This window comes from Pseudomonas sp. JQ36, assembly GCF_053851495.1.
This window is the reverse complement of the sequence record NZ_CM132642.1, coordinates 4,445,045-4,462,074: the sequence shown is the minus strand read 5'-3', so window position 1 is coordinate 4,462,074 and position 17,030 is coordinate 4,445,045. Positions and strand designations below refer to the sequence as shown.

General features: G+C 60.8%; 17 protein-coding genes. 12 read left to right on the top strand and 5 right to left on the bottom strand.

Features of this window, described 5'->3' with window-relative positions:
• Positions 1-64: 64 nt before the first annotated feature.
• A complete protein-coding gene (locus ACS4NR_RS20155; RefSeq protein ID WP_456018174.1) occupies positions 65-1,015 on the top strand; it encodes an alpha/beta hydrolase in 951 nt (316 codons plus the stop codon).
• A gap of 100 nt (positions 1,016-1,115) precedes the next feature.
• Here the strand turns inward: ACS4NR_RS20155 and ACS4NR_RS20150 are convergent, their stop codons facing one another.
• Positions 1,116-1,868, bottom strand: coding sequence for a DUF2059 domain-containing protein (locus tag ACS4NR_RS20150; RefSeq protein ID WP_456018173.1), 753 nt, complete (start codon positions 1,866-1,868; stop codon positions 1,116-1,118).
• A gap of 108 nt (positions 1,869-1,976) precedes the next feature.
• On the opposite strand from ACS4NR_RS20150, the gene ACS4NR_RS20145 reads away from it, so the two are divergent.
• Positions 1,977-2,609, top strand: a complete 633-nt coding sequence (locus ACS4NR_RS20145) for a 2OG-Fe(II) oxygenase (RefSeq protein WP_095137589.1) — start codon at positions 1,977-1,979, stop codon at positions 2,607-2,609.
• 1 nt (position 2,610) lies between these two features.
• Positions 2,611-3,096, top strand: a complete 486-nt coding sequence (locus ACS4NR_RS20140) for a DUF523 domain-containing protein (protein WP_456018172.1) — start codon at positions 2,611-2,613, stop codon at positions 3,094-3,096.
• Positions 3,097-3,216: 120 nt separating this feature from the next.
• Here ACS4NR_RS20140 and ACS4NR_RS20135 read toward each other — a convergent pair whose 3' ends face one another.
• A complete protein-coding gene (locus tag ACS4NR_RS20135; protein WP_456018171.1) occupies positions 3,217-3,783 on the bottom strand; it encodes a transporter substrate-binding domain-containing protein in 567 nt (188 codons plus the stop codon).
• Between the two features lie 135 nt (positions 3,784-3,918).
• Between ACS4NR_RS20135 and ACS4NR_RS20130 the strand changes: the two genes are divergently transcribed.
• On the top strand, positions 3,919-4,344 hold the full coding sequence (locus tag ACS4NR_RS20130) for a DUF4399 domain-containing protein (RefSeq protein WP_204894086.1): 426 nt from the start codon (positions 3,919-3,921) through the stop codon (positions 4,342-4,344).
• Between the two features lie 62 nt (positions 4,345-4,406).
• On the opposite strand, the gene serA is transcribed toward ACS4NR_RS20130, so the two are convergent.
• Entirely contained in the window at positions 4,407-5,636 is a 1,230-nt protein-coding gene (serA, locus tag ACS4NR_RS20125) for a phosphoglycerate dehydrogenase (RefSeq protein WP_025112046.1), read from the bottom strand.
• 204 nt (positions 5,637-5,840) lie between these two features.
• Between serA and ACS4NR_RS20120 the strand changes: the two genes are divergently transcribed.
• From ACS4NR_RS20120 to ACS4NR_RS20105, 4 genes are all read left to right on the top strand, one after another.
• Positions 5,841-7,235 carry an FAD-binding oxidoreductase gene (locus tag ACS4NR_RS20120; RefSeq protein WP_456018170.1) on the top strand — a complete coding sequence of 465 codons (1,395 nt, stop codon included), beginning with the start codon at positions 5,841-5,843 and terminating at the stop codon, positions 7,233-7,235.
• 41 nt (positions 7,236-7,276) lie between these two features.
• A complete protein-coding gene (locus ACS4NR_RS20115) occupies positions 7,277-7,942 on the top strand; it encodes a fumarylacetoacetate hydrolase family protein (RefSeq protein ID WP_047596640.1) in 666 nt (221 codons plus the stop codon).
• Positions 7,943-8,269: 327 nt separating this feature from the next.
• Positions 8,270-9,193 carry an SdiA-regulated domain-containing protein gene (locus ACS4NR_RS20110; protein ID WP_095137583.1) on the top strand — a complete coding sequence of 308 codons (924 nt, stop codon included), beginning with the start codon at positions 8,270-8,272 and terminating at the stop codon, positions 9,191-9,193.
• A 102-nt stretch (positions 9,194-9,295) separates the two neighbouring features.
• Complete coding sequence (locus ACS4NR_RS20105; RefSeq protein WP_166495287.1) at positions 9,296-10,213, top strand: SdiA-regulated domain-containing protein; 918 nt, start codon at positions 9,296-9,298, stop codon at positions 10,211-10,213.
• A gap of 151 nt (positions 10,214-10,364) precedes the next feature.
• Here the strand turns inward: ACS4NR_RS20105 and rpiA are convergent, their stop codons facing one another.
• Positions 10,365-11,039 carry a ribose-5-phosphate isomerase RpiA gene (gene rpiA, locus ACS4NR_RS20100; protein WP_095137581.1) on the bottom strand — a complete coding sequence of 225 codons (675 nt, stop codon included), beginning with the start codon at positions 11,037-11,039 and terminating at the stop codon, positions 10,365-10,367.
• A gap of 299 nt (positions 11,040-11,338) precedes the next feature.
• Here rpiA and ilvA point away from each other — a divergent pair, with 299 nt between their 5' ends.
• Positions 11,339-12,853 (top strand): threonine ammonia-lyase, biosynthetic, encoded by a 1,515-nt coding sequence (gene ilvA / locus ACS4NR_RS20095; RefSeq protein ID WP_041072159.1) that lies wholly within the window; start codon positions 11,339-11,341, stop codon positions 12,851-12,853.
• A 39-nt stretch (positions 12,854-12,892) separates the two neighbouring features.
• The gene (locus ACS4NR_RS20090; RefSeq protein WP_456018169.1) at positions 12,893-13,318 is read left to right on the top strand and encodes a DUF2269 domain-containing protein; all 426 of its coding nucleotides are present in this window, start codon (positions 12,893-12,895) and stop codon (positions 13,316-13,318) included.
• A 106-nt stretch (positions 13,319-13,424) separates the two neighbouring features.
• On the opposite strand, the gene ACS4NR_RS20085 is transcribed toward ACS4NR_RS20090, so the two are convergent.
• Positions 13,425-14,081, bottom strand: a complete 657-nt coding sequence (locus ACS4NR_RS20085; protein ID WP_456018168.1) for a histidinol-phosphatase — start codon at positions 14,079-14,081, stop codon at positions 13,425-13,427.
• Between the two features lie 143 nt (positions 14,082-14,224).
• Between ACS4NR_RS20085 and ACS4NR_RS20080 the strand changes: the two genes are divergently transcribed.
• Positions 14,225-14,704 (top strand): RNA pyrophosphohydrolase, encoded by a 480-nt coding sequence (locus ACS4NR_RS20080; RefSeq protein ID WP_003229203.1) that lies wholly within the window; start codon positions 14,225-14,227, stop codon positions 14,702-14,704.
• Between the two features lie 22 nt (positions 14,705-14,726).
• Positions 14,727-17,006, top strand: a complete 2,280-nt coding sequence (gene ptsP, locus ACS4NR_RS20075; RefSeq protein ID WP_456018167.1) for a phosphoenolpyruvate--protein phosphotransferase — start codon at positions 14,727-14,729, stop codon at positions 17,004-17,006.
• Positions 17,007-17,030: the final 24 nt, after the last annotated feature.

Sequence of the window (17,030 nt, the reverse complement as noted above, 5' to 3'; positions counted from 1 at the left end):
TGCTTGCCGCAACAGATGAATATCGCAGGCCGATAAAGTCTGTTTACCGCTTTGGAATACCCGCATGCCTGACACTTTCGATGCCGATCATTTACGCGCCAGCCTCAAGCCTTTGGCCCAGTGGCAGCCGTTGTCGGACGAGGCCAAGGCGTATCAGCGGTTCTATCAGACCGACTTCCCCGAGCGCGATGTCTGGCGCGGCATGGGCCGCTTTGAAGTGGACGGTTATGAGTTGGTCAGCCATTGCTGGTGGCCGGAGAAGGTCAAGGGCACGCTGTTTCTGCTGCACGGTTTTTACGACCACACCGGGCTGTATCGGCATGTCATCGAGTGGGCACTGGATCAGGACTTTGCGGTGATCGCCTGCGACTTGCCAGGCCATGGGTTGTCGAGTGGAGCGCGGGCGAGCATCCGTGATTTCTCCGAATATCAGGACGCCTTGCAGGCGTTGTTCGCTGAAGCCAGTTCGATAGCCCTGCCGCAGCCCTGGCACCTGTGCGGACAAAGCACCGGCGGCGCGATTGTCGTCGATCATGTGCTTAATCATGGCGAGAACAGTCCGGCGCAGGGTCAGCTGATTCTGCTGGCGCCGCTGGTGCGTCCGCGCGCCTGGGGCTGGTCGCAGCTCAGTTATTACCTGCTCAGACCTTTCGTGCGGGGCATCGCCCGGCGCTTCAGCGAGAACTCCAACGACCCGGATTTCCTGCCGTTTCTGCAGGCCGATCCGTTACAGCCCAAACGCTTGCCGACCGCGTGGGTCGGTGCGCTGTCGCGCTGGATCATCCGCGTCGAACACGCGAAAAAAAGTCCGCGACGGCCGTTGATCATTCAGGGGCAGGCGGACATGACCGTGGACTGGCAGCACAACTTGCAGGTGCTGAAGTGGAAGTTCGACCGGCCGCAGATTCTGCTGCTGCCGCAGGCGCGGCATCATCTGGCGAACGAGACGCTGGAGATGCGCGAGGAGTATTTCGAGTTTCTGAACAAGCGGATCAGAGGGCGGAATCTTCAGTGATTCCGAGGGCCTCATCGCGAGCAGGCTCACTCCTACATTTGATCGCGGTCTCCTGTAGGAGTGAGCCTGCTCGCGATGGCGGTCTGAAAGGCGATAAAGCTTACTGGCTGAGGTTCGAAGAGCTTTGCCCCACCGCCAACCCAGCTCGGATCGCTGCCAGCGCCGCCTGGTAATACGCCTTGCCTTCGGTGGATTCGGCAAAGGTCGCGAACTGCTCCAGTTCGTCATCCGACAAATCGCGATAAACGTAGAGCAGCGTGTTGTTCAAGTCGGCGCCGATCTGCTCCATCAGGCGCTGGCGCTGACCGTTCAGCATGCCTTGCGCCTGACCGCCGCCGAGCAGACCGGGAATCATCGAACTCAAACTGTCCGCCGCCACGCCGGCAATCGCCAGACTGACTTCGGCGCCGGCTTCGCGCGCCGGCAGCGCTTGCGCCAGGTGGCTGATGATCAGCAGACGGCTGTCGCTGACCTGCATCTTCGGCAAACCCTTGGCGTTTTTTGCCAACTGATCGCGACGGGTGGCGAGCAATTCAGCGGCGACGATTTTCTTGCCCAGCGGCGACTGAAAGAAGGCCAGTGCCGGTTGCGGATCAGCCAGGTGCTGGCGCAGTTGCGCTTCGGCACGCTGATCCATTGCCTGGGGGGCGAAGCGCTGGTTGCTGTTGTTGACCAGGGCTTGAAACACCGCCGGCGGCAGGTTGTTCTGGTAGCGCTGCTGCGCGGCACTCAGGGCATCATTGAAATGCGCACGTTGATCTGGCCAGCCGGCGATCTTGTACAACTGATCGTGGCCGTCCGCCCAGGCGGGCAAAACGCAGAACATCAACAGTGAAAAAAGCAAACGGCGCATAGGGACTCCTGTCAGCAGCGGACTATTCTCCGTGCGGTGCCGGTACTTGTCGAGAATTCGTAGCAAGCCGCTGCGTGGCTCTGTCGGATTTCTTGCCGCCGGCATACTATGCGCGCCATGCAAATATCCTCCGAACACCCGCTGCTGTTACGTATCGTCGACGACCTGGCCGAACACGGCTGGTCGCAGCAGAACATTTTCCTGCCCGCAGGTTTGACCCGCGAGCTGGCGGCCGAGTGCCGTAAACGTGAGGCCGAGGGAGAACTGGCGCCGGCGGCGGTGGGCCGTGGGCCGTTTTCGGAGATTCGTGAGGGCATTCGCGGCGACCACATCCAGTGGATCGACCCGGGCCAGGCCGAAGCCAGCGACCGTTATCTGAACCTGATGAACAGCCTGCGCGAGGCACTCAATCGCGGGCTGTTCCTCGGGCTGGAGGATTTCGAGTGCCACTTCGCCCTGTATCCGCCGGGCGCGTTCTACCGCAAGCACGTCGACCGTTTTCGCGACGATGACCGGCGCATGGTTTCGGCGGTGGTCTACCTCAATGACGCTTGGCTGCCGGAAGACGGCGGTCAGTTGCGCATGTATCTGGGCGAAGACCGGGTGCACGACGTGCAACCCACCGGCGGCTGTCTGGTGGTGTTCCTCTCCGGCGAAGTACCGCATGAAGTGTTGCCGGCGCACCGCGAACGCCTGTCGCTGACCGGCTGGTTCCGCCGCCGTGGCAACGAGCCGTTCTGAGATGCAGAAGATTCTGGTCAGCCGCTGCCTGTTGGGCCACCGCGTGCGTTACGACGGCGGGGCCAGCGGGCCGTTCGATCTGCTCGAACAGTGGATCGCTGAAGGGCGTGTGGTGCCGCTGTGTCCGGAAGTGGCTGGCGGTTTGCCGACGCCGCGGGCAGCGGCGGAGATACCGGGCGGGCAGGGTGGTGAAGTGCTCGATGGCGTCGCGGCAGTGATCACCACTGACGGCGAGGATGTCAGTGCGCAGTTTCTCGATGGTGCGCGGCAGGCGCTGGCACTGGTGCAGAGGCACGGGATTCGTGTGGCGGTGCTCAAGGCCAACAGTCCATCTTGCGGGAATCTGCTGACCTATGACGGGACGTTCAGCGGAGTGAAAGTCTCCGGCGAAGGCGTAACGGCCGCGTTGCTCAAACGCCATGGTGTGCAGGTTTTCAGCGAACTGCAGCTGCCTGAAGCCGAAATGGCCCTGACCCAGCTCGACTGAAAGCCCACCGCAGCCCCCCTGTAGGAGTGAGCCTGCTCGCGATAGCTGTCTATCAGCACATGAGTGAATGACTGACAGACCGCTATCGCGAGCAGGCTCACTCCTACAGGGTTTGTGTGTTCATTTGGGTTCGGCGAACCACTTTTGCGACAATGCCGCCAATCGCCCATCCGCCTTGATCCGCTGCAACGCACCCGCAAGGCTCGCCTGAAACGCCGGGTTACCCTTCTGAAACGGAATCGCCAACTCCACCGGGGTCGCCTTCGGCTTCTCCTCGGTCAGCGCCTGTACCAGCACCATCGGGCGTGGTTGCTCATCTTTTTTCGCCAGCAACTGCGCATCGACCTTGCCGTAAGACTCGCTGACGTCGAAACGATCCTTGAGTTCGGGTGTCAGTGCTATGTGATTGAGCGCAACGTCGTACTTGCCGCTTTCAACGCCCTGGAGCAGGTCGGCTTCGTCGGTGACGATGAAGTCGGCGCGCACATCCAGCTCGTTGGCCAGCAGTTGCCCAAGCTCGACCTCGAACCCCGTGAGCGTGTCGCCATCCTTGAAATTGAAGGGCGGCGTATTAGCCTCAAGGGCAATGCGCAACTCGCCACGGTCGTTGACGTCATCAATCAGTTCGGCGTGAGCCAGAGGGCTCAGAAGGGGTAGCAGGCAGATCAGGCCAGGCAGAAAGCGCATGGTCACTCCTTTGAAATCATTATTGCGATGCTCTGAGTCAGGCTCGCTTTGCTATGGTTGTCGAGTGCCTTCGACAACGAATGGTCATGAAGTTGTCATGACCGCGCGGATTTTACGGAAAAACTGGAGAAGAGAATGAAAACATTCATGTCACGTGCAGCTTTGGCGGGTTTGCTGATGGGCGTTTCGGTGCTGGCCAGTGCGGCCACTCCGGCACCCAAGGGCGCCGAAGTGTTCATCGTTTCTCCCGAGGATGGGGCCACGGTGTCTCAGGAGTTCAAGGTCAAGTTCGGAGTCAAGGACATCGCGCTGGCGCCGGCCGGTGACGTCACCAAAAACACCGGTCACCACCACCTGCTGATCGATGCCAAGGAAATCGTTCCGGCCGGTTCCGTCGTGCCGACCGATGCCAACCATATGCACTTCGGCAAAGCGCAGACCGAGGCCACGATCAAACTGGCCCCGGGCAAGCACACCTTGCAACTGGAGCTGGGTGACAGCGGCCACATGGCGTTCGATCCGCCGATTGTCTCGAAGAAAATCACCGTCAACGTCAAATAAATTTCCGGCGTTGCATGAAAAAGGGAGCCCGAAGGCTCCCTTTTTTGTTGCTCAACGCTTGATCAGAACAGCACGCGGCTACGGATGGTGCCGTTGACGTGTTGCAGCTTCTCTTGCGCCAGCTCCGAGTACTCGGCGTCGACATCGATCACCACGTAACCGACTTTCTCGTTGGTCTGCAGGAACTGACCGGAGATGTTGATACCGTTTTCGGCGAAGACCTTGTTGATCTCGCTCATCACACCCGGGATGTTCTCGTGGATGTGCAGCAAGCGGTGCTTGCCAGGGTGAGCCGGCAGGGCCACTTCCGGGAAGTTCACCGACGACACCGAAGTACCGTTGTCGCTGTACTTGACCAGTTTCTCCGCCACTTCCAGACCGATGTTGGCTTGCGCTTCGGCAGTCGAGCCACCGATGTGCGGGGTCAGGATCACGTTGTCCAGACCGCGCAGCGGGCTCTCGAACTCTTCGTCGTTGGAGCGTGGTTCCACCGGGAATACGTCGATGGCCGCGCCGATCAGGTGCTTGTCCTTGATCGCGTCCGCCAGGGCGTCCAGCTCGACCACGGTGCCGCGCGCGGCGTTGATCAGGATGCCGCCCTTCTTGATGGCGCGGATTTCCTTCTCGCCGATCATCCACTGGGTCGCCGCGGTTTCCGGAACGTGCAGGGTGACGATGTCGGACATGCCCAGCAGCTCGTGCAGGTTGCCGACCTGAGTGGCGTTGCCCAGCGGCAGCTTGGTCACGGTGTCGTAGAAGAACACCTGCATGCCCAGACCTTCAGCCAGAACCGACAGCTGCGTACCGATCGAGCCGTAGCCGACGATGCCGAGTTTCTTGCCACGGATCTCGAAGGAGTTGGCTGCGGACTTGATCCAGCCGCCACGGTGGCAGGAAGCGTTTTTCTCAGGGATGCCGCGCAGCAGCAGGATCGCTTCGGCCAGCACCAGTTCGGCGACGGAACGGGTGTTGGAGTACGGCGCGTTGAACACGGCGATACCGCGCTCGCGGGCAGCACTCAGGTCAACCTGGTTGGTGCCGATGCAGAAACAGCCGACCGCGACCAGCTTCTTTGCGTGATCGAAGATTTCTTCGGTCAGCTGGGTGCGCGAACGAATGCCGATGAAGTGAGCGTCAGCGATCTTTTCCTTGAGCTGGGCTTCCGGCAAGGAGCCTGTCAGGTATTCGATGCTGGTGTAGCCCGCCGCCTTGAGGACGTCGACAGCCGATTGGTGGACGCCTTCGAGAAGAAGGAACTTGATCTTGCTCTTATCGAGAGAAGTCTTGCTCATCTGCGTAAACCTGTATCCCGGAGAAAAATGGCAGGAAATGGTCAACAGACATTGACCTGGACGACAAGAAAGCCGTCACCGCAGAACTGGCCTTGGGCACTGGCCTGCGGGGTCGGTATGCTAGCATAGCCACCCCGCTAAACACTCATTCCTGCGACGTGAAGCGTCTTCAGGATGACCATGAATTGTTCGAGAGTTCTGTCGATGACCAATCCTGCCCTGATTGATGAACTGAAGACCCTGGTCGAGCCTGGCAAGGTCCTGACCGACGCCGACTCCCTGAATGCGTACGGCAAGGATTGGACCAAGCACTTCGCGCCCGCGCCGTGCGCCATTGTGTTCCCCAAGACCATCGAACAGGTGCAGGCCATTGTCCGTTGGGCCAACACCCACAAAGTGGCGCTGGTGCCGTCGGGCGGGCGCACCGGGCTGTCCGCCGCCGCCGTGGCCGCGAATGGCGAAGTGGTGGTGTCGTTCGACTACATGAACCAGATTCTCGACGTGAACCTCACTGACCGCACCGCCGTGTGTCAGCCGGGCGTGGTCACCGAGCAGTTGCAGAACGTCGCCGAAGAAAACGGCCTGTACTACCCGGTGGACTTCGCGTCGGCCGGTTCCAGCCAGATTGGCGGCAATATCGGCACCAATGCTGGCGGGATCAAGGTGATTCGCTACGGCATGACCCGTAACTGGGTCGCCGGCATGAAGGTCGTCACCGGCAAGGGCGATGTGCTCGAACTGAACAAAGACCTGATCAAGAACGCCACCGGTTACGACCTGCGCCAGTTGTTCATCGGCGCCGAAGGTACCCTCGGTTTCGTGGTCGAGGCGACCATGCGTCTGGATCGCGCGCCGAAAAACCTCACCGCGATGGTGCTCGGCACCGCCGACTTCGACTCGATCATGCCGGTGCTGCACGCCTTCCAGGGCAAACTCGATCTGACCGCGTTCGAATTCTTCTCCGACAAGGCCCTGGCCAAAGTACTGGGCCGTGGCGATGTGCCGGCGCCGTTCGACACCGAGTGCCCGTTCTACGCGCTGCTGGAATTCGAGGCGACCAGCGAAGAAGTGGCCAACACGGCGCTGGAAACCTTCGAACACTGCGTCGAGCAGGGCTGGGTGCTGGACGGCGTGATGAGCCAGAGCGAAACCCAGCTGCAGAATCTGTGGAAGCTGCGCGAGTACATCTCCGAGACCATCTCGCACTGGACACCGTACAAGAACGACATCTCGGTCACCGTGTCAAAAGTGCCAGCGTTCTTGCAGGAAATCGACGCCATCGTCGGTGAACACTACCCGGATTTTGAAATCGTCTGGTTCGGCCACATCGGCGACGGCAACCTGCACCTGAACATTCTCAAGCCGGATAACCTGAGCAAGGACGAGTTCTTCGCCAAGTGCGCGACCGTCAACAAGTGGGTGTTCGAAACCGTCGAGAAGTACAACGGTTCGATTTCCGCCGAGCACGGCGTGGGCATGACCAAGCGCGACTACTTGACCTACAGCCGTTCTCCGGTCGAAATCGAATACATGAAAGCGGTCAAAGCGGTGTTCGACCCGAACGGCATCATGAACCCGGGCAAGATCTTCGCGGTTTGATTGGCAATCCCTGATGAATCAATGAAGGCAGGAGTCGGTAAATGAGCTATCAGCACCAGTACGTCGACGGCACGCGCATTCACTTCCCGATCGGGAAAGTGGTGTGCATTGGCCGTAATTACGCCGAACACGCCAAGGAACTGGACAACCCGGTGCCTACCGAGCCGTTGCTGTTCATCAAGCCGGGCAGTTGCGTGGTGCCGCTGGAAGGCGGGTTCAGTATTCCGACCGAGCGCGGTTCGGTGCACTACGAAGCGGAAATCGCCGTGTTGATCGGCAAGCCGCTGTCGACCAAGCCGAGCCGTGAAGAAGTGCTGGACGCGATCTCCGGTTTCGCTCCGGCGCTGGATTTGACCCTGCGCGACAAGCAGGCCGAGCTCAAGTCCAAGGGCCTGCCGTGGGAAATCGCCAAGTCGTTCGACGGCGCGGCGGTGATTGCCCCGTTCGTGGTCGGCAGCACCTTCGCCGACCTGACCGACATCGGCATCCGCCTGACCATCAACGGTGAGGTGCGTCAGGATGGCAACAGCAGCGCGATGCTCAACCCGATCGTGCCGATGATCCAGCACATGGCCGGCTGCTTCTCGCTGCAGGCCGGCGACGTGATCCTTACCGGCACACCAGTGGGCGTCGGCCCGCTGAATGTCGGCGACGACATCGTGCTGGAACTGGTTGGCGCGAGCAGCTTCACCAGCAGCGTGCGCTGACCGAACGCATCCTCCCTTTAGGGATACGCATAAGCTGTGGCGAGGGAGCTTGCTCCCGCTGGACTGCGCAGCAGGCCCTCGCTTTTTGAAGCGAAAAGCAGGGTCGCTTCGCGCCCCAGCGGGAGCAAGCTCCCTCGCCACAATAAATCCCCTCACAACAGGGCTCACTCCCACACTGGTTATGTGTTGCGGCTCGCAAACGCACACGACAATCCCGCCATTTGCCGTTTTTTTCACATTCTGTACGGATAATTCCTCTCATTCTGGCGTCTGAGCCGGCCTCTTTGTGCTATTACCCTTAGCCTGAATTTTCGGAACGCGTCCCTGATGTCAGCTCACACTCAGCTCAATCCTCCACGCCGCTCACGTTTCGCCCTGCGCTGGTATGTCTGGCTGTTGCTGGTGATCGCCGCCGCTTACGGTCTGGCGTTTGCCATGCATTGGGACGACCGTGGTCTGCTGTGGATGCGCGAGCGTCTCGAGAGTCAGACCGAGCAGAAGGCAAGCATCTGGCTGCCGGACTATCGGGCGGTGATCGACGGCAAGCTGCTGCCGGGCATGGAGAAGGACGAGGCCTCGGACCTGTCCTACAACCCGCAGACCAAAACCCTGTTTTCGGTGATGGGCAAGAATCCGTTTCTGGTCGAACTGAGCCTGCAGGGTGATGTGCTGCGCAAGATGCCGCTGGTGGGCTGGAGCAATCCGGAGGGCCTGAGCGTGATGGAAAACGGTCTGATGGCGATTGTCGATGAGCGCGAGCACCTGCTGAGCATCGTCAGGGTCGATGCCAATACCCGCGAACTGAATATCGCCGACTTCCCGAAATATGACCTCGGCCCGTCGGAAAACCAGAACAAGGCATTCGAGGCAATCACCTGGGATCCGCACAATCAGCAGCTGCTGCTGGGCGAGGAGCGGCCGCCGGCGCTGTTCACCTGGAAAAGCGATGGCAGTCAGATTCTCAAGGGCGATAAGCAAAAGCTTGCCAGTGATGAGCTGGATATCCGCAACCTTTCGGCGCTGGCCATCGACCCGCGCACCGGCCACACCCTGGTGCTGTCCGCCGACTCGCACCTGCTGCTGGAGCTGGACGAGAAGGGTGAGCAGGTCAGCTTCATGACCCTGCTTGGCGGCTTCAACGGTTTGAAGGACACCATTCCCCGCGCCGAAGGCGTGACCATGGACGACGCCGGTACGCTGTACATGGTCAGCGAGCCGAACCTGTTCTACCGTTTCGAAAAGCAGAAGTAAGCCGATAGCGGTCGACTTGTGGTCGCAGGCAAGTGGCCATTAAGCTTCAGTTCAGACAGGCGTGATATTTCATCGGCCTGTTTTGATCCCGAGCCTGCCTGAATGCGTCGACTTGCCCGCCCCAAACCGCTGATTGTCATCTTGTCGGTGATTGCCCTGATCGTGTTGATCGCGATCGGCCAATACCTGCGCCTGTTCGAGCGTGCCTGGTTCAACCTGCACACTCTGTGGCAGCCGTTGAGCAGCGAGGCCATTGGCCTGGATCAATACCGGGTCGAAGTCGAAGCCAGGGTCATCGACGGGCTGAACGACGATGTTTCAGCGCTGACCTATGATCCGGTGCGCAACAGTCTGTTCACCGTGACCAACAAGAATGCCGAACTGGTCGAGTTGTCGCTCGAAGGCAAAATCCTGCGGCGCATCGCGCTGATCGGCTTCGGCGATCCTGAAGCGGTGGAGTTCATCAGCGCCGACACCTACGTGATCACCGACGAGCGCCAGCAACGCCTGATCAAAGTCCATTTGGAGCAGGACACCACGTTCCTCGATGCGGCGGACGCCGAACAGATGACCCTTGGTGTGCACATGAGCGGCAACAAGGGCTTCGAAGGCCTGGCGTACGACTCGGTGGGCAAGCGCCTGTTCGTCGCCAAGGAGCGTGACCCGATGCTGATTTATGAGGTGCACGGTTTTCCGCACTTCAATCCGGAAAAGTCCTACGCGGTACACGTGATCAACAACCCCAAACGCGATGCGGGGATGTTCGTGCGCGATCTGTCGAGCCTGCAATACGACGAGCGCAGCGGCCATTTGCTGGCGCTGTCCGACGAGTCGGGGCTGATTCTGGAGCTGGACGTGGACGGGCGGCCGCTGAGCACCTTGTCGCTGAACAAGGGGCGCCAAGGCCTACAGAAAAGCGTGCCGCAGGCTGAAGGGATCGCGATGGACGACGACGGGACGCTGTATCTTGTGAGTGAGCCGAACCTGTTTTACGTCTTCAAAAAGCCTGCGCCAAACTGACTGACACCCCAAAAAACCAAATGTGGGAGCGGGCTTGCTCGCGAATGCGGTGTATCAGACAAATTAATGTATCTGACACACCGCATTCGCGAGCAAGCCCGCTCCCACAGGGGGGAATGCATTTGCCTGCAAGAGTGTGGGCAGTCTCGGTTTACTCAGCCTTCAGGGTCTTCACACCTTCGCTGGTACCCAACAACAGCAGATCCGCCGGGCGCGCCGCGAACAGGCCGTTGGTGACCACGCCGACGATCGCATTGATCTGCGCTTCCAGCTCCACCGGATTGGTAATCTGCAGGTTGTACACGTCGAGGATGATGTTGCCGTTGTCGGTCAGCACCCCCTCGCGGTAGACCGGGTCGCCGCCCAGTTTTACCAATTGGCGGGCGACGTGGCTGCGGGCCATCGGGATCACTTCGACCGGCAGCGGGAATTCACCCAGCACCGGCACCAGTTTGCTGGCGTCGGCGATGCAAATGAAGGTCTTGGCCACCGCCGCGACGATCTTCTCGCGGGTCAGGGCCGCGCCGCCGCCCTTGATCAGGTTCAGGTGCGCGTCGCTCTCATCGGCGCCGTCGACGTAGAACTCCAGGTCGCTGACGGTGTTCAGCTCATACACCGGAATCCCGTGGCCCTTGAGGCGCGCGGCAGTGGCTTCGGAACTGGCGACCGCGCCATCGAACGCGCCCTTGTGCTGGGCCAGCGCATCGATGAAGCAGTTGGCGGTGGAGCCGGTGCCGACCCCGACGATGCTCTTGTCGTCGAGTTTCGGAAGGATGAAGTCGACGGCGGCCTGAGCCACTGCCTGTTTGAGTTGATCCTGGGTCATGCGGGCTCCGGAAGCGGGCAAGGGGAGAACGGAAAGGCCGGCATTATAGGCCTCGGGGTGGTGCAGGGGGAAACACCCTGTGGCGAGGGAGCTTGCTCCCGCTGGAGCGCGAAGCGGTCCTTTGCATTTTTTCAGACAAATCGAATGTTCTGATTTACGACTGCTGCGCAGCCGAGCGGGAGCAAGCTCCCTCGCCACAATGGCTATTCACACCCTAAAGCCACCTGTTCAGTGTGGTCGTGCGGCTGAAAGCCGGGTTAGACTCGTCGGTCCCGCCCAATCGCCAGTGATGCTTTCCGATGCTCGAACAGTACGTCAAAAAGATCCTCACCTCGCGCGTTTATGACGTTGCCGTAGAAACCCCGCTGCAGAACGCTCGCCAGCTCTCCGAGCGGCTGGGCAATGACATCTGGCTCAAGCGCGAAGACTTGCAGCCGGTGTTCTCGTTCAAGATTCGCGGCGCGTACAACAAGTTGACCCAACTGACCGACGAAGAGCGCGCCCGTGGCGTGGTCACCGCGTCGGCGGGCAACCATGCGCAGGGTCTGGCGCTGGCGGCGAAAGTGCTGGGCGTGAAAGCGACCATCGTGATGCCCAAGACTACTCCGGAGATCAAGGTCGAGGGCGTGCGTTCGCGCGGCGGCAAAGTGGTGCTGCACGGTGATTCGTTCCCGGAGGCCCTGGCTTACTCGCTGAAGCTGGTCGATGAAAAGGGCTACGTTTACATCCACCCGTACGACGATCCGCACACCATTGCCGGGCAGGGCACCGTGGCGATGGAAATTCTGCGCCAGCACCCGCAACCGCTGGACGCGATCTTCGTGCCGGTCGGCGGCGGCGGTCTGATCGCCGGTATTGCGGCGTACGTGAAATACCTGCGTCCGGACATCAAAGTCATCGGCGTCGAACCGGACGACTCCAACTGCCTGCAAGCGGCCATGGCCGCCGGCGAGCGCGTGGTGCTGCCGACCGTGGGCATCTTCGCCGACGGCGTGGCGGTGGCGCAGATCGGCCAGCACACTTTCGACATCTGCAAGGATTACGTCGACGAAGTGATCACCGTCAGCACTGACGAGATTTGCGCGGCGATCAAGGATATCTACGACGATACCCGCTCGATCACCGAACCTGCCGGCGCCTTGGGCGTGGCCGGGATCAAGAAGTACGTCGAGTTGCGCGGCGTCAGTGGCCAGACCTTCGTCGCCATCGACTCCGGGGCCAACGTCAACTTTGACCGTCTGCGCCACGTCGCTGAGCGCGCCGAGCTGGGCGAGGGCCGCGAAGCGATCATCGCCGTGACCATCCCCGAAAAGGCCGGCAGCTTCAAGGCCTTCTGCGAAGCGATCGGCAAGCGGCAGATCACCGAATTCAACTACCGCTACAACACCGGCAGCGAAGCGCACATCTTCGTCGGCGTGCAGACTCACCCGGAAAACGACCCGCGCAGTGCATTACTGGCGAGCCTGACCGAGCAGGGCTTCCCGGTACTCGACCTGACCGACAACGAACTGGCCAAGTTGCACATCCGCCACATGGTCGGCGGCCACGCGGCGCACGTGATCGACGAAGTGGTGTTCCGCTTCGAATTCCCGGAACGTCCGGGCGCGCTGTTCAACTTTCTCAACAAGCTCGGCGGGCGCTGGAACATCTCGATGTTCCACTACCGCAACCATGGTGCGGCGGATGGTCGTGTCGTCGCAGGCCTGCAAGTACCGCATGACGAGCGTCATCTGGTGCCGGCGGCGCTTGAAGAAATCGGCTACCCGTACTGGGATGAAAGCGAAAACCCGGCCTATCAGCTGTTTCTTGGCTGAACGGCTACGCTGATGGGCAGGCCCTGAGGAAATCGAACAATGGAAACGTTAACTGCCCTGAAAACTGCGCACATGGTCGCGACCGTGGTGTTGCTGGCCAGTGCGCTGGGGCTGGGGATCTGGGTTTTTCTGGCGCGTCGCAAAGGTGATGCAACGGCTGGCAGCCGCACCCTGCAACGGCCACGGGTGTTCATCTGGCTGTTGATGAGCCTGGCGTTGCTGAGCATGCCGTTTACCGGCTGGGGCATGGTGCATCTGGTCGGCTGGCCGCTGGGGCAGACCTGGCTGCTTGCTTCCAGCGTGCTGTACACCGTCGCCGCGCTGGCGTGGTTCTGGTTGCTGGTGCGGTTGAATCGGTTGCGCAAGGCGCCGGGTGGCGTTGGCAGGTTCACTTTTGCCTTGGCGTTGTTCAGCTTTGTCTGCTTTATCGCGATTGCCGGGTTGATGGGCGCCAAGCCTGTTTAAGGCTTGAGAACGCGTCGAGCCCATTCGGGAGCAAGCCCCCTCCCACATTGGATTTGTGTTGTGAACACCATCCCCTGTGGGAGCGGGCTTGCTCGCGAAGGCGTCCTCAGTCGCGCAACGAGATAACTGGCCATCCACGCTTCTCGGCCTCAGCGCGCAGATTCGGATCCGGATCCACTGCCACCGGGTTCGCCACCTGCTCCAGCAGCGGCAGGTCATTCATCGAATCGCTATAGAAATAGCTGTCATCCAGCGAATACCCGGTTTCTTCGAGCCAGCGATTCAGGCGCGTCACCTTGCCTTCGCGGAAGCACGGAATGTCGGTGCTGCGTCCGGTGTAGCGGCCATCGACCATCTCGCATTCGGTGGCGATCAGGGTTTCAACGCCCAGGCGCACCGCAATCGGTGCGGTGACGAAGCGGTTGGTGGCGGTGATGATCACCAGTTTGTCGCCGGCGTCGCGGTGTTTTTTCAGCAGCTCCAGCGCCTTGGGCAGCACGATCGGCTCGATGCAGTCGCGCATGTAATCATTGTGCCACTGCTCAAGCACGGCCATTTCGGTGCGGCCGAGGATTTCCAGGCAGAAGTTCAGGTACGCGGCGTTATCCAGCTTGCCGGCCAGGTAATCCTGGTAGAACTCGTCGTTGCGCGCCTTGTACGCCACCGGGTCGAGGAAACCGCGTTCGCACAGATAGTCGCCCCAAGCGTGATCGCTGTCGCCGCCCAGAAGGGTGTTGTCCAAATCGAATAGAGCCAGGCGCATTGCAGTTACCCGCTGAAAAGTCAGTAAAAAGGCGACAAGAATACGGTCTTTTCACAAGAGTGCACATAAGGTAGGAACCTTCGTTGCCGCCTTATCAAGCTTTGTGGAACAATGCGGCGACATGCGTTTGCGAGGTTGTTGCCGTGATCGACCCCGATGGTTTCCGCCCCAATGTCGGGATCATTCTGACGAATGACGCCGGCCAGGTGCTATGGGCTCGCCGTATCAATCAAGATGCCTGGCAGTTTCCGCAGGGGGGAATCAACCCCGAGGAGACGCCGGAAGACGCCTTGTACCGCGAGCTGAACGAAGAAGTTGGCCTGGAACGTGAAGATGTTGAAATACTGGCCTGTACCCGGGGCTGGTTGCGCTATCGTTTGCCGCAACGTCTGGTGCGTACCCACAGCCAACCGCTGTGCATCGGCCAGAAACAGAAATGGTTTCTCCTGCGCCTGATCTCCAACGAGCAGCGGGTGCGGATGGATTTGACCGGTAAACCGGAGTTCGATGGCTGGCGCTGGGTCAGTTATTGGTATCCGTTGGGCCAGGTGGTGACATTCAAGCGCGAGGTGTATCGACGCGCCCTCAAAGAGCTTGCCCCGCGCCTTTTAGCGCGCGACTGACGACGGAGTTCGACCCCGAGCCATGCTCAATACGCTGCGCAAGATCGTCCAGGAAGTTAACTCCGCCAAGGATCTCAAGGCGGCGTTGGGGATTATTGTGTTGCGCGTCAAAGAGGCCATGGGCAGCCAGGTCTGCTCGGTCTACCTGCTTGATCCCGAGACCAACCGCTTCGTCCTGATGGCCACCGAGGGCTTGAACAAGCGCTCGATCGGCAAGGTCAGCATGGCACCCAACGAAGGTCTGGTGGGTCTGGTCGGCACGCGTGAAGAACCCCTGAACCTCGAAAACGCCGCGGATCACCCGCGCTACCGCTACTTCGCCGAGACCGGCGAGGAGCGCTACGCCTCCTTCCTCGGGGCGCCGATCATTCACCACCGCCGCGTCGTCGGCGTGTTGGTCATCCAGCAGAAAGAACGCCGCCAGTTCGATGAAGGTGAAGAAGCCTTCCTCGTGACCATGAGCGCGCAGCTCGCCGGCGTTATCGCCCACGCTGAGGCCACCGGTTCGATCCGTGGCCTGGGCCGCCAGGGCAAGGGCATTCAGGAAGCCAAGTTCGTCGGCGTACCGGGTTCGCCGGGTGCCGCCGTCGGTACCGCCGTGGTCATGCTGCCGCCGGCGGATCTGGACGTTGTTCCAGATAAAACCATCACCGACATCAACGCCGAACTGGCGCTGTTCAAGACCGCCATCGAAGGCGTGCGCGCCGATATGCGCGCGTTGTCCGCCAAGCTCGCGACCCAGTTGCGCCCGGAAGAACGTGCGCTGTTCGACGTTTACCTGATGATGCTCGACGATGCCTCGCTGGGCAGCGAAATCACCACCGTGATCAAGACCGGCCAGTGGGCTCAGGGCGCGCTGCGTCAGGTGGTCACTGAGCACGTCAACCGTTTCGAACTGATGGACGACGCCTACCTGCGCGAGCGTGCGTCGGACGTCAAAGACCTCGGCCGCCGCCTGCTGGCGTATTTGCAGGAAGAGCGTCAGCAGAACCTGGTCTACCCGGAAAAAACCATTCTGGTCAGCGAAGAGCTAACGCCGGCGATGCTCGGCGAGGTGCCGGAAGGCACGCTGGTCGGTCTAGTTTCGGTACTCGGTTCGGGTAACTCCCACGTCGCGATCCTGGCCCGGGCCATGGGCATTCCGACGGTGATGGGTCTGGTTGACCTGCCATACGCCAAGGTTGACGGCATCGAGGTGATCGTCGACGGCACCCGCGGCGAGGTCTACACCAACCCCAGCGATGTGTTGCGCAAGCAGTTCGCCGAGGTGGTCGAAGAAGAGAAACAACTGGCGCTGGGCCTCGACACCCTGCGTGATCTGCCGTGCGTGACCCTCGACGGCCACCGCATGCCGTTGTGGGTCAACACCGGCCTGCTGGCCGATGTGGCGCGGGCGCAGAAGCGCGGCGCCGAAGGTGTCGGTCTGTACCGCACCGAAGTGCCGTTCATGATCAACCAGCGCTTCCCGAGCGAAAAGGAACAGCTGGCGATCTACCGCGAGCAACTCGCAGCGTTCCACCCGCAACCGGTGACCATGCGCAGCCTCGACATCGGCGGTGACAAGTCACTGTCGTACTTCCCGATCAAGGAAGACAACCCGTTCCTCGGCTGGCGCGGGATTCGCGTCACCCTCGACCACCCGGAAATCTTCCTGGTGCAGACCCGCGCGATGCTCAAGGCCAGCGAAGGCCTGAACAACCTGCGGATCCTGCTGCCGATGATCTCCGGCACCCACGAACTCGAAGAAGCCCTGCACCTGATCCACCGGGCCTGGGGTGAAGTGCGCGACGAAGGCACCGACGTGCCGATGCCGCCCATTGGCGTAATGATCGAGATTCCGGCCGCGGTTTATCAGACCAAGGAACTGGCGCGGCAGGTGGACTTCCTGTCGGTCGGCTCCAACGACCTGACTCAGTACCTGCTGGCGGTCGATCGCAACAACCCGCGAGTGGCCGATCTCTACGACTACCTGCACCCGGCGGTGCTGCAAGCCCTGCAGACCGTGGTGCGCGACGCGCATGCCGAAGGCAAACCGGTGAGCATCTGCGGCGAGATGGCCGGTGACCCGGCAGCGGCGGTGCTGTTGATGGCGATGGGCTTCGACAGCCTGTCGATGAATGCCACCAACCTGCCGAAAGTGAAGTGGATGCTGCGCCAGATCAACCTGAGCAAGGCCAAGGATCTGCTGGCGGAGCTGATGAAGATCGATAACCCGCAAGTGATCCACAGCTCGCTGCAACTGGCGCTGAAGAATCTCGGGCTGTCGAAGATGAATCCGCCGGCGGTCAACAAGGCCCTCTGAAAGGCTGATGGCCCTGTGGCGAGG

Excerpts from the sequence above, each read along its gene's own strand:
- ACS4NR_RS20145 (WP_095137589.1), top strand. The coding sequence starts at position 1,977 with ATGCGCGCCATGCAAATATCCTCCGAACACCCGCTGCTGTTACGTATC.
- ACS4NR_RS20105 (WP_166495287.1), top strand. The coding sequence starts at position 9,296 with ATGCGTCGACTTGCCCGCCCCAAACCGCTGATTGTCATCTTGTCGGTG.
- ACS4NR_RS20110 (WP_095137583.1), top strand. The coding sequence starts at position 8,270 with ATGTCAGCTCACACTCAGCTCAATCCTCCACGCCGCTCACGTTTCGCC.
- serA (WP_025112046.1), bottom strand. The coding sequence starts at position 5,636 with ATGAGCAAGACTTCTCTCGATAAGAGCAAGATCAAGTTCCTTCTTCTC.
- ACS4NR_RS20085 (WP_456018168.1), bottom strand. The coding sequence starts at position 14,081 with ATGCGCCTGGCTCTATTCGATTTGGACAACACCCTTCTGGGCGGCGAC.
- ACS4NR_RS20140 (WP_456018172.1), top strand. The coding sequence starts at position 2,611 with ATGCAGAAGATTCTGGTCAGCCGCTGCCTGTTGGGCCACCGCGTGCGT.
- ACS4NR_RS20155 (WP_456018174.1), top strand. The coding sequence starts at position 65 with ATGCCTGACACTTTCGATGCCGATCATTTACGCGCCAGCCTCAAGCCT.
- ACS4NR_RS20115 (WP_047596640.1), top strand. The coding sequence starts at position 7,277 with ATGAGCTATCAGCACCAGTACGTCGACGGCACGCGCATTCACTTCCCG.
- ACS4NR_RS20135 (WP_456018171.1), bottom strand. The coding sequence starts at position 3,783 with ATGCGCTTTCTGCCTGGCCTGATCTGCCTGCTACCCCTTCTGAGCCCT.
- ACS4NR_RS20090 (WP_456018169.1), top strand. The coding sequence starts at position 12,893 with ATGGAAACGTTAACTGCCCTGAAAACTGCGCACATGGTCGCGACCGTG.
- ptsP (WP_456018167.1), top strand. The coding sequence starts at position 14,727 with ATGCTCAATACGCTGCGCAAGATCGTCCAGGAAGTTAACTCCGCCAAG.
- rpiA (WP_095137581.1), bottom strand. The coding sequence starts at position 11,039 with ATGACCCAGGATCAACTCAAACAGGCAGTGGCTCAGGCCGCCGTCGAC.
- ACS4NR_RS20120 (WP_456018170.1), top strand. The coding sequence starts at position 5,841 with ATGACCAATCCTGCCCTGATTGATGAACTGAAGACCCTGGTCGAGCCT.
- ACS4NR_RS20130 (WP_204894086.1), top strand. The coding sequence starts at position 3,919 with ATGAAAACATTCATGTCACGTGCAGCTTTGGCGGGTTTGCTGATGGGC.
- ACS4NR_RS20150 (WP_456018173.1), bottom strand. The coding sequence starts at position 1,868 with ATGCGCCGTTTGCTTTTTTCACTGTTGATGTTCTGCGTTTTGCCCGCC.
- ilvA (WP_041072159.1), top strand. The coding sequence starts at position 11,339 with ATGCTCGAACAGTACGTCAAAAAGATCCTCACCTCGCGCGTTTATGAC.